Source organism: Variovorax sp. P1_H12_2 (assembly GCF_056405335.1).
Genome location: NZ_JBFUCI010000008.1, coordinates 25,278 through 40,307, shown reverse-complemented (window position 1 = coordinate 40,307; position 15,030 = coordinate 25,278). Strand labels below are relative to the sequence as shown.

At 69.7% G+C, this 15,030-nt stretch carries 14 protein-coding genes and 1 pseudogene; 4 read left to right on the top strand and 11 right to left on the bottom strand.

Annotated features, from left to right (window positions below; translation table 11 throughout):
- The 6 genes and pseudogenes from AC1D2K_RS02120 to AC1D2K_RS02095 form a co-directional block, all read right to left on the bottom strand.
- Positions 1–464: pseudogene (locus AC1D2K_RS02120) on the bottom strand (amino acid deaminase); the annotation flags it as partial.
- Positions 465–480: 16 nt separating this feature from the next.
- The gene (locus AC1D2K_RS02115; protein WP_478085932.1) at positions 481–1,470 is read right to left on the bottom strand and encodes an ABC transporter ATP-binding protein; all 990 of its coding nucleotides are present in this window, start codon (positions 1,468–1,470) and stop codon (positions 481–483) included.
- Entirely contained in the window at positions 1,467–2,510 is a 1,044-nt protein-coding gene (locus AC1D2K_RS02110; RefSeq protein WP_478085930.1) for an ABC transporter ATP-binding protein, read from the bottom strand. Before AC1D2K_RS02110 ends, AC1D2K_RS02115 begins: the two co-directional genes overlap by 4 nt.
- Positions 2,507–3,373, bottom strand: a complete 867-nt coding sequence (locus tag AC1D2K_RS02105; protein ID WP_478085928.1) for an ABC transporter permease — start codon at positions 3,371–3,373, stop codon at positions 2,507–2,509. Before AC1D2K_RS02105 ends, AC1D2K_RS02110 begins: the two co-directional genes overlap by 4 nt.
- Positions 3,370–4,320 carry an ABC transporter permease gene (locus tag AC1D2K_RS02100; protein ID WP_478085926.1) on the bottom strand — a complete coding sequence of 317 codons (951 nt, stop codon included), beginning with the start codon at positions 4,318–4,320 and terminating at the stop codon, positions 3,370–3,372. The genes AC1D2K_RS02105 and AC1D2K_RS02100 overlap by 4 nt, the downstream gene beginning before the upstream one ends.
- Positions 4,321–4,332: 12 nt before the next feature.
- Complete coding sequence (locus AC1D2K_RS02095) at positions 4,333–5,925, bottom strand: ABC transporter substrate-binding protein (protein ID WP_478085924.1); 1,593 nt, start codon at positions 5,923–5,925, stop codon at positions 4,333–4,335.
- Positions 5,926–6,036: 111 nt separating this feature from the next.
- Between AC1D2K_RS02095 and AC1D2K_RS02090 the strand changes: the two genes are divergently transcribed.
- From AC1D2K_RS02090 to AC1D2K_RS02075, 4 genes are read left to right on the top strand one after another with little or no spacing between them, the layout of a single operon-like run.
- Complete coding sequence (locus AC1D2K_RS02090) at positions 6,037–6,429, top strand: RidA family protein (RefSeq protein ID WP_478085923.1); 393 nt, start codon at positions 6,037–6,039, stop codon at positions 6,427–6,429.
- A gap of 16 nt (positions 6,430–6,445) precedes the next feature.
- Positions 6,446–7,342, top strand: a complete 897-nt coding sequence (locus AC1D2K_RS02085; protein ID WP_478085921.1) for a 2-dehydro-3-deoxygalactonokinase — start codon at positions 6,446–6,448, stop codon at positions 7,340–7,342.
- Positions 7,339–7,980: a 2-dehydro-3-deoxy-6-phosphogalactonate aldolase gene (locus AC1D2K_RS02080; protein ID WP_478085919.1), complete on the top strand. Its 642-nt coding sequence runs from the start codon at positions 7,339–7,341 to the stop codon at positions 7,978–7,980. Before AC1D2K_RS02085 ends, AC1D2K_RS02080 begins: the two co-directional genes overlap by 4 nt.
- Positions 7,977–8,759, top strand: a complete 783-nt coding sequence (locus tag AC1D2K_RS02075) for an aldolase (RefSeq protein ID WP_478085936.1) — start codon at positions 7,977–7,979, stop codon at positions 8,757–8,759. Before AC1D2K_RS02080 ends, AC1D2K_RS02075 begins: the two co-directional genes overlap by 4 nt.
- Positions 8,760–8,778: 19 nt before the next feature.
- Here the strand turns inward: AC1D2K_RS02075 and AC1D2K_RS02070 are convergent, their stop codons facing one another.
- The 5 genes from AC1D2K_RS02070 to AC1D2K_RS02050 all read right to left on the bottom strand — a co-directional run bounded on the left by AC1D2K_RS02070 (position 8,779) and on the right by AC1D2K_RS02050 (position 15,005).
- Entirely contained in the window at positions 8,779–10,854 is a 2,076-nt protein-coding gene (locus AC1D2K_RS02070) for a site-specific recombinase (protein ID WP_478085934.1), read from the bottom strand.
- Between the two features lie 223 nt (positions 10,855–11,077).
- The gene (locus AC1D2K_RS02065; RefSeq protein ID WP_478085917.1) at positions 11,078–11,776 is read right to left on the bottom strand and encodes an SDR family oxidoreductase; all 699 of its coding nucleotides are present in this window, start codon (positions 11,774–11,776) and stop codon (positions 11,078–11,080) included.
- 28 nt (positions 11,777–11,804) lie between these two features.
- Complete coding sequence (locus AC1D2K_RS02060; RefSeq protein ID WP_478085916.1) at positions 11,805–13,208, bottom strand: MATE family efflux transporter; 1,404 nt, start codon at positions 13,206–13,208, stop codon at positions 11,805–11,807.
- A gap of 62 nt (positions 13,209–13,270) precedes the next feature.
- Positions 13,271–14,524, bottom strand: a complete 1,254-nt coding sequence (locus AC1D2K_RS02055) for an MFS transporter (protein ID WP_478085914.1) — start codon at positions 14,522–14,524, stop codon at positions 13,271–13,273.
- Positions 14,517–15,005, bottom strand: coding sequence for a MarR family winged helix-turn-helix transcriptional regulator (locus AC1D2K_RS02050; protein WP_478085912.1), 489 nt, complete (start codon positions 15,003–15,005; stop codon positions 14,517–14,519). The genes AC1D2K_RS02055 and AC1D2K_RS02050 overlap by 8 nt, the downstream gene beginning before the upstream one ends.
- Between the last annotated feature and the right edge of the window lie 25 nt (positions 15,006–15,030).

Here is a 15,030-nt window from a genome sequence, read left to right as displayed (position 1 = left end):
GCCCAGTCCTCGATCAGCGCCAGCTGCGCCAGGGAGTCGACCAGGAACCAGACCCGCAGGCCGTCGTGGCGCGCGAGCAGCAGGTCGAGCGCGTCGAGGTCGGCGTCGCAGACCACCTGGTTGGCGATGATGGCGCGGCGGGCGCCGGCTTCCACGCCGACGGCCAGCTGGAAGATCGTCGCGAAGGTCAGGCCCCAGGCGCCGCCCGCCAGTTGCTGCGCGAACAGCTCGGGCGACATGGTGGTCTTGCCGTGCGGCGCCAGGCTGACGCCCTTGCGCTCGGCATAGTCCTGCATCCACGCGATGTTGTGGGCCAGCGCGGAGCGCCGGATCACGGCCAGCGGGTAGGCCAGGTCGTCGGCCAGCAGGTTCCACTTGTTCCTGCCGATATCGGCGGCGCGGCACGGCGCAGCCGTGAGCGGATAGCTCTTGCTGCGGTGATCGAGAATCAGCTCTTGGGTCATGGTGTGCGGAGGTTACTCAAAGATCGTTGCGCCAGCAGGCATGCCAGTGGCCGGGCTGCACTTCGCGCAGCTGCATGTCGGCGCTCGCGCAGCGTGCCTCCGCCAGCGGGCAGCGGGTGCGGAACACGCAGCCCGAGGGCGGATTCGCGGGGCTGGGCAGATCGCCCTGCAGCAGCGGCACCACGCGCCGCTGGGCCGGATCGGGAATCGGCGCCGCCGCCAGCAGCGCACGCGTGTACGGGTGCTGCGGACTGGCGTAGAGCGCTTCGGTCGGCGCGATCTCCATCACGCGGCCGAGGTACAGCACGACCACCCGGTCGCAGAGGTATTCCACCACGTCGAGGTCGTGCGAGATGAACAGCAGCGTGAGGCCGAGCTGCTCCTTGAGTTCGCCCAGCAGGTTGACCACCTGGGCCTGGATCGACACGTCGAGCGCCGACAGCGGCTCGTCGGCCACGATGAACTGCGGCTCGACCGCCAATGCGCGCGCGATGCCGATGCGCTGGCGCTGGCCGCCCGAGAACTCGTGCGGAAAGCGGTCGGCATGCTCGGGGCGAAGGCCGACCTGCTGCAGCAACTGCTCGATGCGCGGCTTGCGCGCCGCGCCCTTGGCCAGGCCATGGGTGTCCAGCGCTTCGGCCAGCACCTCGCGGATCCGCATGCGCGGGTTGAGGCTGGCGTAAGGGTCCTGGAAGATGATCTGGACCTTGGAGCGCAACGGCCTGAACTGCGACTGCGAGAGATGCGCCAGATCCTGCGGCGCCGCGTCCGAGCCCTGCGGCTGATACAGCATCTGGCCAGCGGTCGGATCGACCAGCCGCGTGAGCAGCCGGCCGATGGTGCTCTTGCCCGAGCCCGATTCGCCGACGAGCCCCAGTGTCTCGCCCTTGCGGATCGTGAAGCTCACGTCGTCGACCGCGCGCACCGGATGGCTGCCCTTGCCGAAGTACTTCTTGAGATTCCGGATCTCGAGCAGATGCTCGCTCGCCAATGTCGCACTTGTCACGCCGCCACCTCTTCGGTGAAGCCGATGCAGCGCATCATGCGTGCGCCCCCGGTGGTTTCGAGCATCGGCATGCGGGCATCGCAGGCCTCTCGACGGAATGCGCAGCGCGGCGCGAAGGCACAGCCCGGGGGCGGCGCGAACGGGCTCGATACTTGGCCCGGGATGGCCACGAGTTGCGGACGCCTGCCGGCCTGCACAGGCGAGCCGCGCCGTCGCGCCACGCCCGGCAGGCAGGCCAGCAGGCCGCGCGTGTAAGGATGCCCGGGCCGCGCGAACAGATCGTGCACCGGCGCCGATTCGACGATGCGCCCCGCATACATCACGGCCACCGCATCGGCGTACTGCGCCACCACGCCGAGGTTGTGCGTGACGAACAGCATGCTCATGCCGGTCTCCTTCTGCAGCCGGCCCATCAGTGCGAGGATCTGGGCCTGGATCGTGACGTCGAGCGCGGTGGTCGGCTCGTCGGCGATCAGCAGCGTCGGGTTGCAGGCCATCGCGAGCGCGATCATCACGCGCTGGCGCATGCCGCCCGAGAGCTGGTGCGGATATTCGTCGACCCGCTGTGCGGCGGCCGGGATCTCGACCAGTTCGAGCATCCGCCGCGCATGGGCATGGGCCGCCTTGCGATCCAGCTTCAGATGCAGGCGCGCCGATTCGGCAATCTGCTCGCCGATGGTCAGCACCGGGTTGAGGCTGGTCATGGGCTCCTGGAAGATCATGCCGAGCTCGTTGCCGCGCAGCGCGCGCTTCTCCCATTCCGGCATGTCGAGCAGGTTCACGCGGCGGCCGTCGCGCCGCACGAACCACGCTTCGCCCTCGACCTGCGCATGCGAGGTCTTGGCATGCAGGCCCATGAGCGTGAGGCTGGTGACGGACTTGCCCGAGCCCGATTCGCCGACCAGCGCCAGCGTCTGGCCGGGGCGGATCGCAAAGGAGACGTCGGCCACGCTCTGGATGCGGCCGGCTTCGGTGGCGAAGGAGGTCGAGAGGCCCTGCACTTCGAGCCGCGGCGCGGCCATGGTCGTGGTTGCGTTCATGCCGCCTTCCTCAGCTTGGGATCCAGCAGGTCGCGCACGCCATCGCCCAGCATTTGCAGCGACAGCGCGGTCAGCACGATCGCGAGGCCGGGGCAGAAGATGGTCCAGAAGGCCTTGTCTGCATAGTCGAGACTGCCCGCGATCATCGTGCCCCAGGTCGGGATGTCGGGCGGCACGCCGACGCCGAGAAACGACAGGCCCGCCTCGGCCAGGATGGCGTAGGCAAAGATGAAGGTCACCTGCACCAGGATCGGCGACATCAGGTTCGGCAGGATGTGCTTCCAGAGGATCTTCGGCGTGCGCACTCCGAGCGCGCGCGCCGCATCGACGAACAGCAGTTCGCGCAGCACCAGCGTGGTGGCGCGCACCACGCGGGCCACGCGCGGCGTGTAGACGATCACCAGCGCCAGCATCACGTTCCACAGCGAGACGCCGAGGATCGACACCAGCGCGATGCCCAGCAGGATGTCGGGGAAGGACATCATGGCGTCGACCACGCGCATCAGCGGCGCATCGAGCCGGCGGAAGAAGCCCGCGAGCATGCCCATCAGCGTGCCGAACAGCACCGCACCGGCGGCCGTGACGACGCCGATCAGCAGCGAGTAGCGCGCGCCGTGCACGATGCGCAGCATGACGTCGCGGCCCAGCTCGTCGGTGCCGGCCCAGTGTTCGAGCGAAGGCGCATGCAGGCGCTGGCCGATCTCGATGGCGCCGGGGTCGGCGTCCGACAGCAGCGGGTAGAGCACCGCGACACCGACCACCAGCAGCAGCACCAGGGCCGCCGCCAGCACGATCCTGCGCCCGAACAGGCGCCGCGCCACCGGCAGCGCGCTGCGCCAGCGGGAAAGAAGTGCGGCTCTCATTTGCCCTCCAGCCGGATGCGCGGATCAACCAGCATGTAGATGAAATCGACGCCGAGGTTGATGAAGACGTAGATCGCCGCAATGACGAGCAGCGTGCCCTGGATCACCGGGTAGTCGCGCCTGAGCACCGCGCGCACCACCAGGTTGCCGACGCCGGGCAGGTTGAAGACCGTCTCGGTCACGACCGTGCCGCCGATCATCAGCGCCAGCGTGAGGCCCAGCACGGTGACGATCGGCACCAGCGCGTTGCGCAGCACGTGCTTGACCATGATCACGCCCTCGGGCAGGCCCTTGGCGCGCGCCGTGCGCACATAGTCCTCGCCGAGGATGTCGAGCATCGAGGCGCGCGTGAAGCGGATGATCAGCGCCGAGTTGAGCAGGCCCAGCACCAGCGCCGGAAGCAGCAGGTGCTGCAGCCGGTCGCCGAAGGAGGCGCTGGGGTCGCCATAGCCCGAGGCCGGGAACCAGCCGAGCTTGACCGCGAAGAACTGGATCAGGATCAGGCCGAGCCAGAAGCTCGGGATGCTGGCCCCCAGCATCGCCACGCCGCTGACCACCTGGTCGGCCGCGCTGCCGCGCCAGACGGCGGCCGCCATGCCGGCCGGGATGCCGATCAGGGCCGCGATGCCGACCGCGAACAGCGCCAGGAACAGCGTCGGCTCGGCGCGCTCCAGCAGCGCCTGCGCCACCGGGCGCTGCAGGAACAGCGACTGCCCGAGATTGCCCTGCAGCAGTTCGCCGACCCACAGCACGAACTGGGTCGGCAGGGGCTTGTCCAGGCCGTAGCGGATGCGGGCCTGGGCGATGTCCTCGGTGGTCGCCTGGTCGCCGAGCAGCAGTGCGACCGGGTCGCCGGACGCCAGGCGGGTCAGGGCGAAGACCAGCACCGCGACGATGGCGAGCACCACCAGGGCCCCGGCCAGGCGGGTGAGCAGGAAGCGCAGCATGGGAATCCGCTCTTACTTGCCGAGGCCCGTGTTCCAGAAGAAGGGCCAGATCGCGGGCGTGTAGCCCTCCAGCCTGGCCGAGCGCGCCGACAGGCTGTTGAACTTGCCGACCTCGATGAACGGCACCTCGTCATACACGGTCTGCTGCACCGGGCCCCACAGCGCCCCGCGCTTGGCGCTGTCGGTTTCCTGGTTGAAGGCCGTCAGCGTCGACTTCTTGGCGRCCGTTTCCCACCAGCCCGGCGCGCCGTCGCCCAGTTGCGGCGGCGACAGCATCGGCTCGGGGAACAGGCCCGAATGCGTGAAGTACACGTCCCACAGCTTGGCGTCGTTGCGGCGCTGCACCAGCGTGGCCCAGTCGACCACCTGCAGGTCGGTCTTGAAGCCGGCCTTCTTGAGCTGCTCGGCCATCACGAGCGCCATGTTGTAGTGGAACTCGTACTGGCGGCTCGCCATGATGCGGATCGGCTGGCCGTTGTAGCCGGCCTTGGCCGCGAGCTCCTTGGCCGCTTGAGGGTTGCGCGTGTTGTAGGCATTGCTGCCGGCGGCCGAATAGTAGGGCGTGCCCTTGGGGAAGAAGTTGGGCTCGACCACGAAGAAGCGGTTGTCGCCGAAGCCCGCGGCCATCAGCTCGCCCTGCCCGACCGCGGTCTGCACCGCGCGGCGCAGCGGCTGCGAGGCCAGCACGCCTTCCTTGGTGTTGAACACGATGTAGGGGAAGCCGAAGTTCTTGGTCACGATCGGCACCACGGCCGGCGCGCCCTTCTCGATCCGGCCCGCGGCCTCCACCGGCAGCAGGTCGGCGTACTGGAACTGGCCCGAGAGCGAGCCTTCGACCCGGGTGTTGGCATTCGGCACGGGCACGAAGCGCAGTTCGTCGAGCAGCGCTTCGCGGCGGCCCGCGTAACCGCTCGGCGCCTCCTTGCGCGAGGTGTAGCCGTCGTGGCGCACCAGCACCGTGAACTGGTCGGGACGGCGCTCCTTGAACTTGTAGGGCCCGGTGCCGATGAACTCCTTGAGCTGCGGCGCGATGCTTTCCTTGGCCATGATCGCCGCCATGCCGCTCGGCAGCGCGAGCTGCGCCAGCAGCGGCGCGTAGGGGCTCTTGAGCTTGAGCTCCACGGTGAGCGGGCCCTTGGCCGTCAGCGACTCCACTTCCTTGCCGACCGCCTTGCCGCGCGGCGAGAGCTCCATCCAGCGCTGCAGCGAGGCCACGACATCCTCCGCGCCGAGGTCGCGCCCGTTGTGCAGCTTGACGCCCTTGCGGATCGCGATGGTGTAGCTCAGGCCGTCCTTCGACACCACCGGCAGGCCTTCGGCCAGCATCGGCGCCACGTTCCAGTTGGCATCGAAGGTGTAGAGCGGCTCGTAGACGTGCTGCATGATCGTGCCGACCAGGTCGGCGGTGCTGACCATCGGGTCCAGGCCCTGGGGCTCGCCGACCATCGCGAGATTGGCGGCCCCGCCCCTGGCGGGCTCGGCCGACGCCACGGATGCGGCCAGGCCGAGCGCGAGCGTGGCGGCGATGGCGCCTGCCGCGTGGCGCCAGACCGGCGCGCGCCTGAACAAAGCAGATGTCGCTACAGTGAGGGCAGGAGATTGCATCGTGGCTCCGTGAGTAATAACATTACATCGTCGATCGTATTTCCAGTCGTATCGAGGTCAATAAGGGGTTTTCCCTTATCTATTTTGTAAATTTCTTACACATTCATCGCCATGTCTCACGTTGAAATGCTCGGCCAATCACCCATCGCCTCGGACCGCCAGGYCCGCCCGCTGTCCCCCGCCACCCGCGCCGGCGACTTCGTTTTCGTCTCCGGGCAGGTCCCCACCGACGACCAGGGCCAGGTCATCGTCGGCGGCATCGAAGCCCAGACGCGCCAGGTCTTCAAGCGCATCGAGCAGGCCCTGGCGCTGGCCGACTGCACGCTGGCCGACATCGCCAAGGTCAGCGTCTGGCTCAACGACGCGCGCGATTTCGGCAGCTTCAACCGGGTCTACATGGAATGCCTGGGCGACCATCGTCCGGCACGCTCGACCGTCGAATCGCGGCTGATGATCGATGCCAAGGTCGAGATCGACGTCACGGCCTACAAGCCGCGCGGCTGAACCGGAGCACGCATCCATGGCCCAACACCGACTCGTCGCCGTCGACTGGGGCACCAGTTCGCTGCGCGGCGCGCTGCTCGACGCCGACGGCCGGGTGCTGGACGAGCAGGCCCATCCGCGCGGCATCCTCAACGTCAAGTCCGGCGGCTTCACCGAGGTGTTCGAGACGCTGTTCGCCGACTGGATGCGTCCGGCCGGAACCCGCTGCCTGATCTCGGGCATGGCCGGCAGCAAGCAGGGCTGGGTCGAGGCGCCCTACTGCGCCTGCCCCGCGGGCCTGGCCGAGGTGCGCGGCAAGATCCTCGAGATCGAGCCCGGCCGGATCTCGATCGTGCCGGGCCTGAGCGACACCCACGACGGCGTGCCCGACGTGATGCGTGGCGAAGAGGTGCAGATCCTCGGCGCCATGGCGCTGACCGGCCTGCGCGACGGCCTGTTCGTGCTGCCGGGCACGCACAACAAGTGGGCCCGCGTGAAGAACGGCATGGTGACCGGCTTCCGCACCTTCATGACCGGCGAGTTCTATGCCCTCCTGAGCCAGCACTCGATCCTCGCGCGCACGCTGGACACTTCCGCGCCGCTCGACGAGGCCGCCTTCCTGCAAGGCGTGACGCAGTCCGACAACGGCCAGGGCCTGCTGCACAACGCCTTCGGCGCCCGCACCCTGGCCCTGTTCGACCGCATGCCGACACGCGAGCTCTCGAGCTATCTCTCGGGCCTGCTGATCGGCGAGGAACTGCGCACCCAGTCGGTCCATGCCGCGGTCGAGGTGATGCTGATCGGCGCGCCCGCGCTCACGCAGCGCTACCTGCTGGCGTTGCAGGCGGCCGGCACCCAGGCCCGCACGCTCGGCACCGAAGCCACCTGGGCCGGCCTGCACGCACTGCATTCATCGAACCACAGAAGACCATGAGCACACCCACGACGAAGTTCTCCGCCGCCCTGCGGGCGCTGCCGCTGGTGGCGATCCTGCGCGGGCTCACGCCGGCCGAAGCGCCCGCGGTGGGCGACGCGATCGTCGAGTCGGGCTTCCGCCTGCTCGAGGTGCCGCTGAATTCGCCGCAGCCGCTCGAGAGCATCGCGCTGCTGCGCCAGCGCTTTCCGCAGGCGCTGGTGGGCGCCGGCACGGTGCTCGGCGCGCAACAGGTGCGCGAGGTGCATGCCGCCGGCGGCGAGCTGATCGTGGCGCCGAACTTCAACGCCGAGGTGATCGCCGAGGCCGCCCGGCTCGGACTCGTGAGCCTGCCCGGCGTGATGACGCCGACCGAGGCCTTCGGCGCCCTGGCCGCGGGCGCCACCGGGCTCAAGCTGTTTCCCGCCGAACTGGCCTCGCCGGCGGTGGTCAAGGCGCTGCTCGCGGTGCTGCCGAAAGGCACGCCACTGATGCCGGTCGGCGGCATCACGCCCGACAACATGGCCACCTGGCGCGCGGCCGGCGCGGCCGGCTTCGGCATCGGCTCGGCGCTCTACAAGCCCGGCAAGAGCGCGGCCGCGGTGCGGGAAGACGCGCTGCGCTTCGTGGCTGCCTTCTCGGGCAGCCAGCGCGCCTGAAACCGCCTTCCTTCAACGCTTCGACGAGCCCCGCCATGTCCGCAGATTCCGACTACGCCAGCCCCGCCGTGCGCACCCTGCGCCAGGACCTCGCGCTCGCCCTGCGCGCCGCCGCGCACCATGGCCTGTCCGAAGGCGTGTGCAACCATTTCAGCGTCATGCTGCCGGGCGCCCAGGACCGCTACCTGATCAACCCGCGCGGCCTGCACTGGAGCGAGATCGGCCCCGATGACATCGTCCTGATCGACGTTCACGGCGAGGTGCTCGCGGGCCGGCACCGGGTCGAGCCCACCGCCCTCTTCATCCACGGCGCGGTGCATCGCATCACGGGCCACGCAGTGGTGCTGCATTGCCACATGCCCTATGCCACCGCACTCACGCTGACGGTCGACCGGGCGCTCGACCCGACGCTGAGCCAGAACGCGATGCGCTTCATGGACCGCATCGCGATCGACGCCGACTACAACGGCCTGGCGCTCGACGACCGCGAGGGCGAACGCATCGCCCGCGCGATGGCCGGCAAGGACGTGGCCTTCCTCGCGAACCACGGCGTGGTGGTGGCCGGGGCGAGCATCGCCCATGCCTACGACGACCTGTACTACCTCGAGCGCGCCTGCCTGCACCAGGTGATCGCGCAGTCCACCGGCCGGCCGCTGGTGCCGGTCGGGGCCGCGCTGGCCGCGCAGGTGGCGGCTCAGATCCAAGGCGAGCGCGAGCAGTCGGACCTGTTCTTCAAGGCGCTCGGGCGCCTGCTGCCGGCGCCGCGCCACGCCGCATAGGGCGCGCGCCTCGGCGCGCTCAGGCGCGCCGCACCGTGCCGGCCCAGAGCAGTTCCATCGGACGGCTGCGCATCCGGCGCCAGACGCCCTCGTACAGCGAGCGGACATGCGCGCGCCGCAAGTCGCGCGAGCGGATGGCCATGTGGAACGCCAGCGCGAAACTCACCGCCACGTTCAACACCGCCATGCTGCAGACGCCGGCCACCGCCCACCACAGTTCCGCCGACTGCAGGGGCGCCTTGCCGAGCACGCCGAGCGCGACGCCGATCGAGCCCGCGCTCAGCGTCACGTGCCGCACCTCGAAGCTAAACGCGAAGGCCGACAGGAGGGCAGGAACGAGTCCCAGCAGGAGCCCCAGCGAGATGTTGCCGGCCACGCCGGCGATGTTCGAGCGCCAGAAGGCTGCCAGCCGGGCCACGCCGGCGGCACCGAGCGTCAGGCGCAGGCGGCGGTTGTACGCCAGCGCGTCGCCGACCCGGTGCAGCACGAACCAGTTGTCGACCCAGCCAGCGAACAGGCTCGACGACCACAGCAGCACGCCCGTCAAGGCGGCGTAGATCGGCGTCGGCCCGAGCAGCGAGAACGATTGCAGCGTGGCGTGCGCCTTGTCCGGCGAGATGAGGTCCGATCCGAAGAGCGTGCGCCACAACAGCGCCACGCCGAGGCACACGGGAAAGACCGCCAGCACATTGCCGAGCACCGCGGCCGCCTGGGTGCGGATCAAGGCCAGCACGGAAGTCACGAAGTCGTCCATGCCCTGGGGCGTGCCTGCCGCGTCGAGTTCGCGGGCCAGCGTCGGCGCGGTCATCGCCGGCTGCTTGGTCGCCAGCGAGAAATGCAGGAAGTGGATCAGCAGGAAGCTCGCGGCGTAGTTGATGCCCGCCAGCAGCCCCTCGAGCAGGGAGGCCAGATGGGCGCCGCTGATCGCGAACTTGACGCAGACGGTGACCACCGTGACCAGGCCGCCGCCGGCCGCCATGCGCAGCATCTTCAGGTACTCCCGGCGGTCGCGGGCGATGTAGTGCTCGCCGGTGTCGGCGTTGTATTCGACCACCTTGCGCGCCAGCAGCGAGAAGTTGCTGCGCATCAGGTGCGAGACGCTCTGGCTTTCCTGGTTCGCCTTCACGAGTTCGGCCATCAGGCGCGCCATGGCACGCATGTCGTCGGGTGCCATCCAGGTATCGAGCAGTTGCTCGGCGCGGGCGATGCGCATGCGCATGCGCTCCATCTGGAACACGATGTCGATGCTGACACCGTTTTGGTAGAGGTTGGCGAACACGTCGTCGATGGCGATGCGGCACTGGTCCAGCAGGACCCGCAGGTAGTTGACCTCGCGCAGCAGCCGGCCGGGCTCCGCACCGTCCTCGACCGCCTCGTGCGCGGCTTCGACCGCCAGCATGGCCCGCGGCAGCCGGTAGAACGGCTGCGATTCGGTCGCGACGCGGGCGTCGGCATCGCCGAGCCGGCCGCGCACCATCTGCGACATGCCCGTCGAGCTGATCTGGCAGGTCAGGTTGTGCAGGGCGGCCAGCAGGTCGAGCGAGAAGGCGCCCGTGCGCCGCGTGTCGTCGGCCGCGTCGTGGTCAAACAGCGCCCGGATGCGATCGAGCACATCGGGCGGCAGCGTGTCGATCCAGTCGGCGTCCGCGCTCGACGTGAACATCAGCGTGAACAGCGCGCTCAGTTCGCGCCGGTTCGGCGCCGGCGGAATCAGCGACGACTGGATGCGCTCGGTCAACGCCCCGAAGAAGCCGGAGTGCACCGGCATGCCGGCATCGCACAAGAGCGAGATGCCGTCGCTCTCGCGCAGCACGGCACGCRGGATGCCCGCGACGTTCGCCTTCCACGCGGGATTGCGGTCGAGCACGTTCAGCATGTAGCGCAAGCGGGTGTGCTCCTGGACGGAGCGCGCCTCCGCGGCGCCGTCCGCCTGCACGATGCCGCGGCGGCGAATCCAGTGCGCGAGCTCGATCAGCCATTCGCTGCGCTCGGCATAGGACGCTGTCGCGTCCGCCATCGCCAGCAGGGCGTCGAGCTGGTGCCCCGCGCTGCGCGACGCGCGCCACTTCTTGAAGGCGGTGAAGATGCCAGGCATGGAGCTCACGAAATTGAATCCGGTGGGGAGGAAGCGACGCTGGCGCACACCGCTTCCTGCTGATTCTTCGACCGGAAACGAGCACAGCCGCAACTGCCTGGAGAGCGCGGGCCGACGTGTCCACCGCAGCAAAACGCCGACAGCGAACACGCCGATCCGCGCCAGGCACCAAGCGCGGGGAGCGATGATAACTGCCGGCGTCCGGGCGGATCGCCGGCCTGGCTCACGCCGCGTAAGGCGGCGCTTCGGCCGACAGGCCCTGCTTGACCTGCCGCGTCAGCGCATCGGCCAGCACCTCGAACTGCCCGGCCTCCAGCGCCGCGAAGGTCTGCTGCACCACCTCGTCGGGCGAGGCCTTGGGGCCGGACACCTTGCTCGTCATGTCGGTGTCCATGAAGGCCACGTGCAGGCTCAGCACCTGCGTCCCCTGCTCGCGCAAGGCAGTGCGCAAGCCATTGCTCAGTGACCAGGCGGCCGACTTCGAGGCGCTGTAGGTCGCGGAGCCAGGAAGGCTGAGCCAGCTCAGCACCGACAACACGTTGATGATCGCGCCGCCGCCGTTCGCGGCCAGCACCGGCGCGAAGGCGCGGGCCAGCGCCCAGGGGCCGAAGAAGTTGGTCTCGAACTCGGCCCGCGCCGACTCGAAGGCGTCGGGCGAACCCAGCAGGCTCGCGCCGCGCGAGATGCCGGCGTTGTTGATCAGCAGCGTGACGTCACTGCAGTCGCGCGCGGCGGCCTCGGCCCGCTCGGGCCGGGTGACGTCGAGCGCCACCGGATGCACGCCCGCCAGCGTGATGCTCCGGGGGTCGCGCGCGGCCGCGTAGACCTTCTTCGCCCCGCCGGCCAGGGCCGCCTTCGCGAAGGCCAGGCCCAGGCCGCGGTTGGCGCCGGTGATGAAGACGACGGAATCCTTGAGGTTCATGGTCTTCCTTCGAGAAGGGATGAAGAAATCAGGAAGCCTGGAAGCGGCGCAGCAGCGCGCGGGTGCTGCGCGGCCAGCCGACCCGGCCGAACCAGGCGCCGCCCGCGATCGCCGAGGCGATGACGATGCCGTACACCACCAGTGCCGCGCCCTGCATCACGAAGACATGCACCAGATCGCCGCCCCAGCGCAGTGCGAGCCAGCCGCCGAGGCCGGCGACGATCAGCCGCGCGATGTTGCCGAGCACCGGCCACAACAGCCGGCCCGCGCCCTGGGATGCGAAGTACAGCACCAGCCCGACGCCGAAGAAGCCATAGAACGGCCCGACGGCGCGCAGGTACTGCGAACCGGCCTCGAGCATCGCGGGGTCGCTGCCGAACAGCAGCAGCCAGGGGCGCGGGAACAGCGCGGCGGCCAGGCCGATCGCCCCCGAGAGCACGAAGGCGATGGCCGCGCCGGCCCAGGTGGCGCGCAGGGCGCGCTCGCGCTGGCCGGCGCCGATGCAGGTGCCGACCATCGCGACCAGCGGCGCGCCGAGGCCGAACACCAGCGGCACCAGCAGGTATTCGAGCCGCGACGCGGTGCCGTAGCCGGCGATCGCGCCCGGACCGAAATGGCCCGTGAGCGCGGTCGCGATGCCGATCGACAGGTTGGTCGCCACCGTCGACACCGCCCCCACCAGGCCGATGCGCAGGATGTCGCGGAACAGCGGCCAGCGGAAACGCACGCTGGCCCACGAGGGCTTCAGCAGGCTGCGCGCCGAGCGCAGGTAGGCCCACAGCGCGAGCGAGCCGCCCAGGTAGTAGACCAGCAGCGCCACCGCGCCGCCCGCGATGCCGAGGCCCGGGATCGGGCCCCAGCCGAAGATCAGCAGCGGCGACAGCGGGACCAGCACCACGACGCCGGCCACCGTGACGTTGGCCGGCACCGCCATGTTGCCGGTCCCACGCACCACCGCGGCCAGCGAGTTGAAGATCCACACCAGCACCGCGCCCGCGAAGGCGACGTTGGAATAGACCATCGCGGCCTCGAGCGAAGCGCCGGTCCCGCCCATCAGCGAGAACAGCCAGCGTCCGCCGAACAGCATCGCCGCCATGAACAGAGCGCCGAAGCCGATCGCGATCGCGATCGCGTGCAGCACCAGCGCGTCGGCGTCGTCGCGCCGGCGGGCACCGAGCGCGCGCGCGATCGAGGACGCGATGCCGCCGCCCATGGCGCCGGCCGAGGTCATCTGCATCAGCATCACGATCGGGAACACCAGCGCCATGCCGGCCAGCGCGTCGGTGCCGAGCTTGCCGACGAAGAAGGTCTCGATCAGTCCGACCGAGGCCTGCGCCACCATCACCACCACGTTGGGCGCGGCCAGGCGCAGCAGCGTCGGCACGATCGGCGCTTCGAGCAGGCGCCGGGTGCGCGGGTCCAGCGATGTCAATGGAGCACCTTCGTGCTTCGCACTGCGGTGCAAGCTTGCTTGGGAGCGGCCCGGCGCTGCGCTCATGCGAGAGCCTTCGCCATCAGCACCGGCCGCGATTCGCGGATCGGCAGGTTGACCAGCGCCGCCCCGGCCGCCAGCACGATGTCGATGTACCAGACGATGTCGTAGCTGCCGGTGGCCTGGAACACATAGCCGCCGAGGAATGCACCCAGGAAGCCACCGACCTGGTGCGCCAGCATCACGATGCCGAACAGCATCGCCATGTTGGCGGGGCCGAACATCTTGGCGACCAGGCCCGCGGTCGGCGGCACGGTCGAGAGGAAGGTCACGCCCATCACGGCGGCGAAGACCAGCATCACGACCGGCGTCTTGGGCGCCAGCAGGAAGACCAGCACCGCCAGGCCACGGGTCGCGTAGAGCAGCGCCAGCAGCGACTTCATGCGCCAGCGGCCGACGGCCCAGCCCATCGCCAGGCTGCCGACGATGTTGAAGAGGCCGATCATGCCGAGCGCCCAGCCGCCGATCTCGGGCGGCAGGCCGCAGGCCGCGACCACGCCCGGAAGATGGGTGGCAAGGAAGGCGACGTGGAAGCCGCAGACCAGGAAGCCGAGGCTCAGGTAGCGATAGCTCGGCGTGCCGAGCGCCTGCCGGATCGCCTCGCGTGCACTGAGCGGCTGGATGCCGCTGGCGGCAGCCGATTGCGCCGCGAGCAGATTCGAGTTGCCCTTGAGCACCCACACCGCCGGCAGCGCCAGCAGGATCAGGATCGCCAGCCACTGCATGGCGCTGGCCCAGCCGACGGCGGCCATCAGCCCGATCGCGATCGGCGCCATCGCGAACTGGCCGAAGGAGCCGCCCGCGTTGACGATGCCGGTGGCCAGGCCGCGCCTGTGGGCCGGCACCAGGCGCGTGGTCGCGGCCATCAGCACCGATGGCCCCGCCATGCCCGCGCCGCCCGCGGCCAGCACGCCGATCGCGAAGATCAGGCCGGCCGTGGTGGTCATCAGCGGCGTGAGGAAGGTGCCCAGCGCCACCAGCAGCACGCCGATGAAGATCACGCGGCCGGTGCCGATGCGGTCGGCCACCGCGCCCGCGAAGGGCTGCGTGAGGCCCCACCACAGCTGGCCGAAGGCGAAGGCCAGGCTGATGCTGCCGATGCCCAGGCCGGTCGAGGTGTTGAGCGACGACAGGAACAGCCCCATCGTCTGGCGCACCCCCATGGTCAGCGCGAAGGTGCCGGCCGCGGCCAGCAGCACCAGCCAGACGGCGTAGCGGGCGACGGGCGACGCGCCCGCGGTGGTGTGGTCATTCATCGAGTGCTCCCTCGGCGATCTCGCCCGGACCCTGCAGGATGGCGATGCTCTCGTCGAGCAGCTGGTGCAGTGCCAGCACCCGCCCGACGCCGAGCAGCTCGTTGAGCGTCTCCTGCGCGATGCGCCAGTGGCGCTGCGCCTCGCTGCGCTTGCGGCGGCCGTCGTCGGTGATCGCGACCAGCCGGCTGCGCGCATCGGGGCCCTCGCCCTGCGTCAGCCAGCCGGCGGCAACCATCGGCTTGAGGTTGCGCGTGAGCGTCGAGGCCTCGACGCCCATCGCCTTCGCCAGGTCGACCGGCCGCAGCGGCCCGAGATGCAGCACATGCGACAGCAGCGAGTACTGCGTGGTCTTGAGACCGCTCTTCGCGAGCTCGGCGTCGTAGTGGCGCGAGACCTGCCGCACCAGGTGCCGCAGCCGGAAATTGGTACAGCCTTGCGGCTTCTCGATGGCATTCATGTCGATGATTGTAGCTACAATCATTGCATATGCAACCTTAGGGGAATTG

What these genes read in the sequence shown, in the direction of transcription:
- AC1D2K_RS02110 (WP_478085930.1), bottom strand. Translation starts at nt 2,510, where the DNA reads ATGAACGCAACCACGACCATGGCCGCGCCGCGGCTCGAAGTGCAGGGC.
- AC1D2K_RS02105 (WP_478085928.1), bottom strand. Translation starts at nt 3,373, where the DNA reads ATGAGAGCCGCACTTCTTTCCCGCTGGCGCAGCGCGCTGCCGGTGGCG.
- AC1D2K_RS02100 (WP_478085926.1), bottom strand. Translation starts at nt 4,320, where the DNA reads ATGCTGCGCTTCCTGCTCACCCGCCTGGCCGGGGCCCTGGTGGTGCTC.
- AC1D2K_RS02085 (WP_478085921.1), top strand. Translation starts at nt 6,446, where the DNA reads ATGGCCCAACACCGACTCGTCGCCGTCGACTGGGGCACCAGTTCGCTG.
- AC1D2K_RS02080 (WP_478085919.1), top strand. Translation starts at nt 7,339, where the DNA reads ATGAGCACACCCACGACGAAGTTCTCCGCCGCCCTGCGGGCGCTGCCG.
- AC1D2K_RS02065 (WP_478085917.1), bottom strand. Translation starts at nt 11,776, where the DNA reads ATGAACCTCAAGGATTCCGTCGTCTTCATCACCGGCGCCAACCGCGGC.
- AC1D2K_RS02055 (WP_478085914.1), bottom strand. Translation starts at nt 14,524, where the DNA reads ATGAATGACCACACCACCGCGGGCGCGTCGCCCGTCGCCCGCTACGCC.
- AC1D2K_RS02050 (WP_478085912.1), bottom strand. Translation starts at nt 15,005, where the DNA reads ATGATTGTAGCTACAATCATCGACATGAATGCCATCGAGAAGCCGCAA.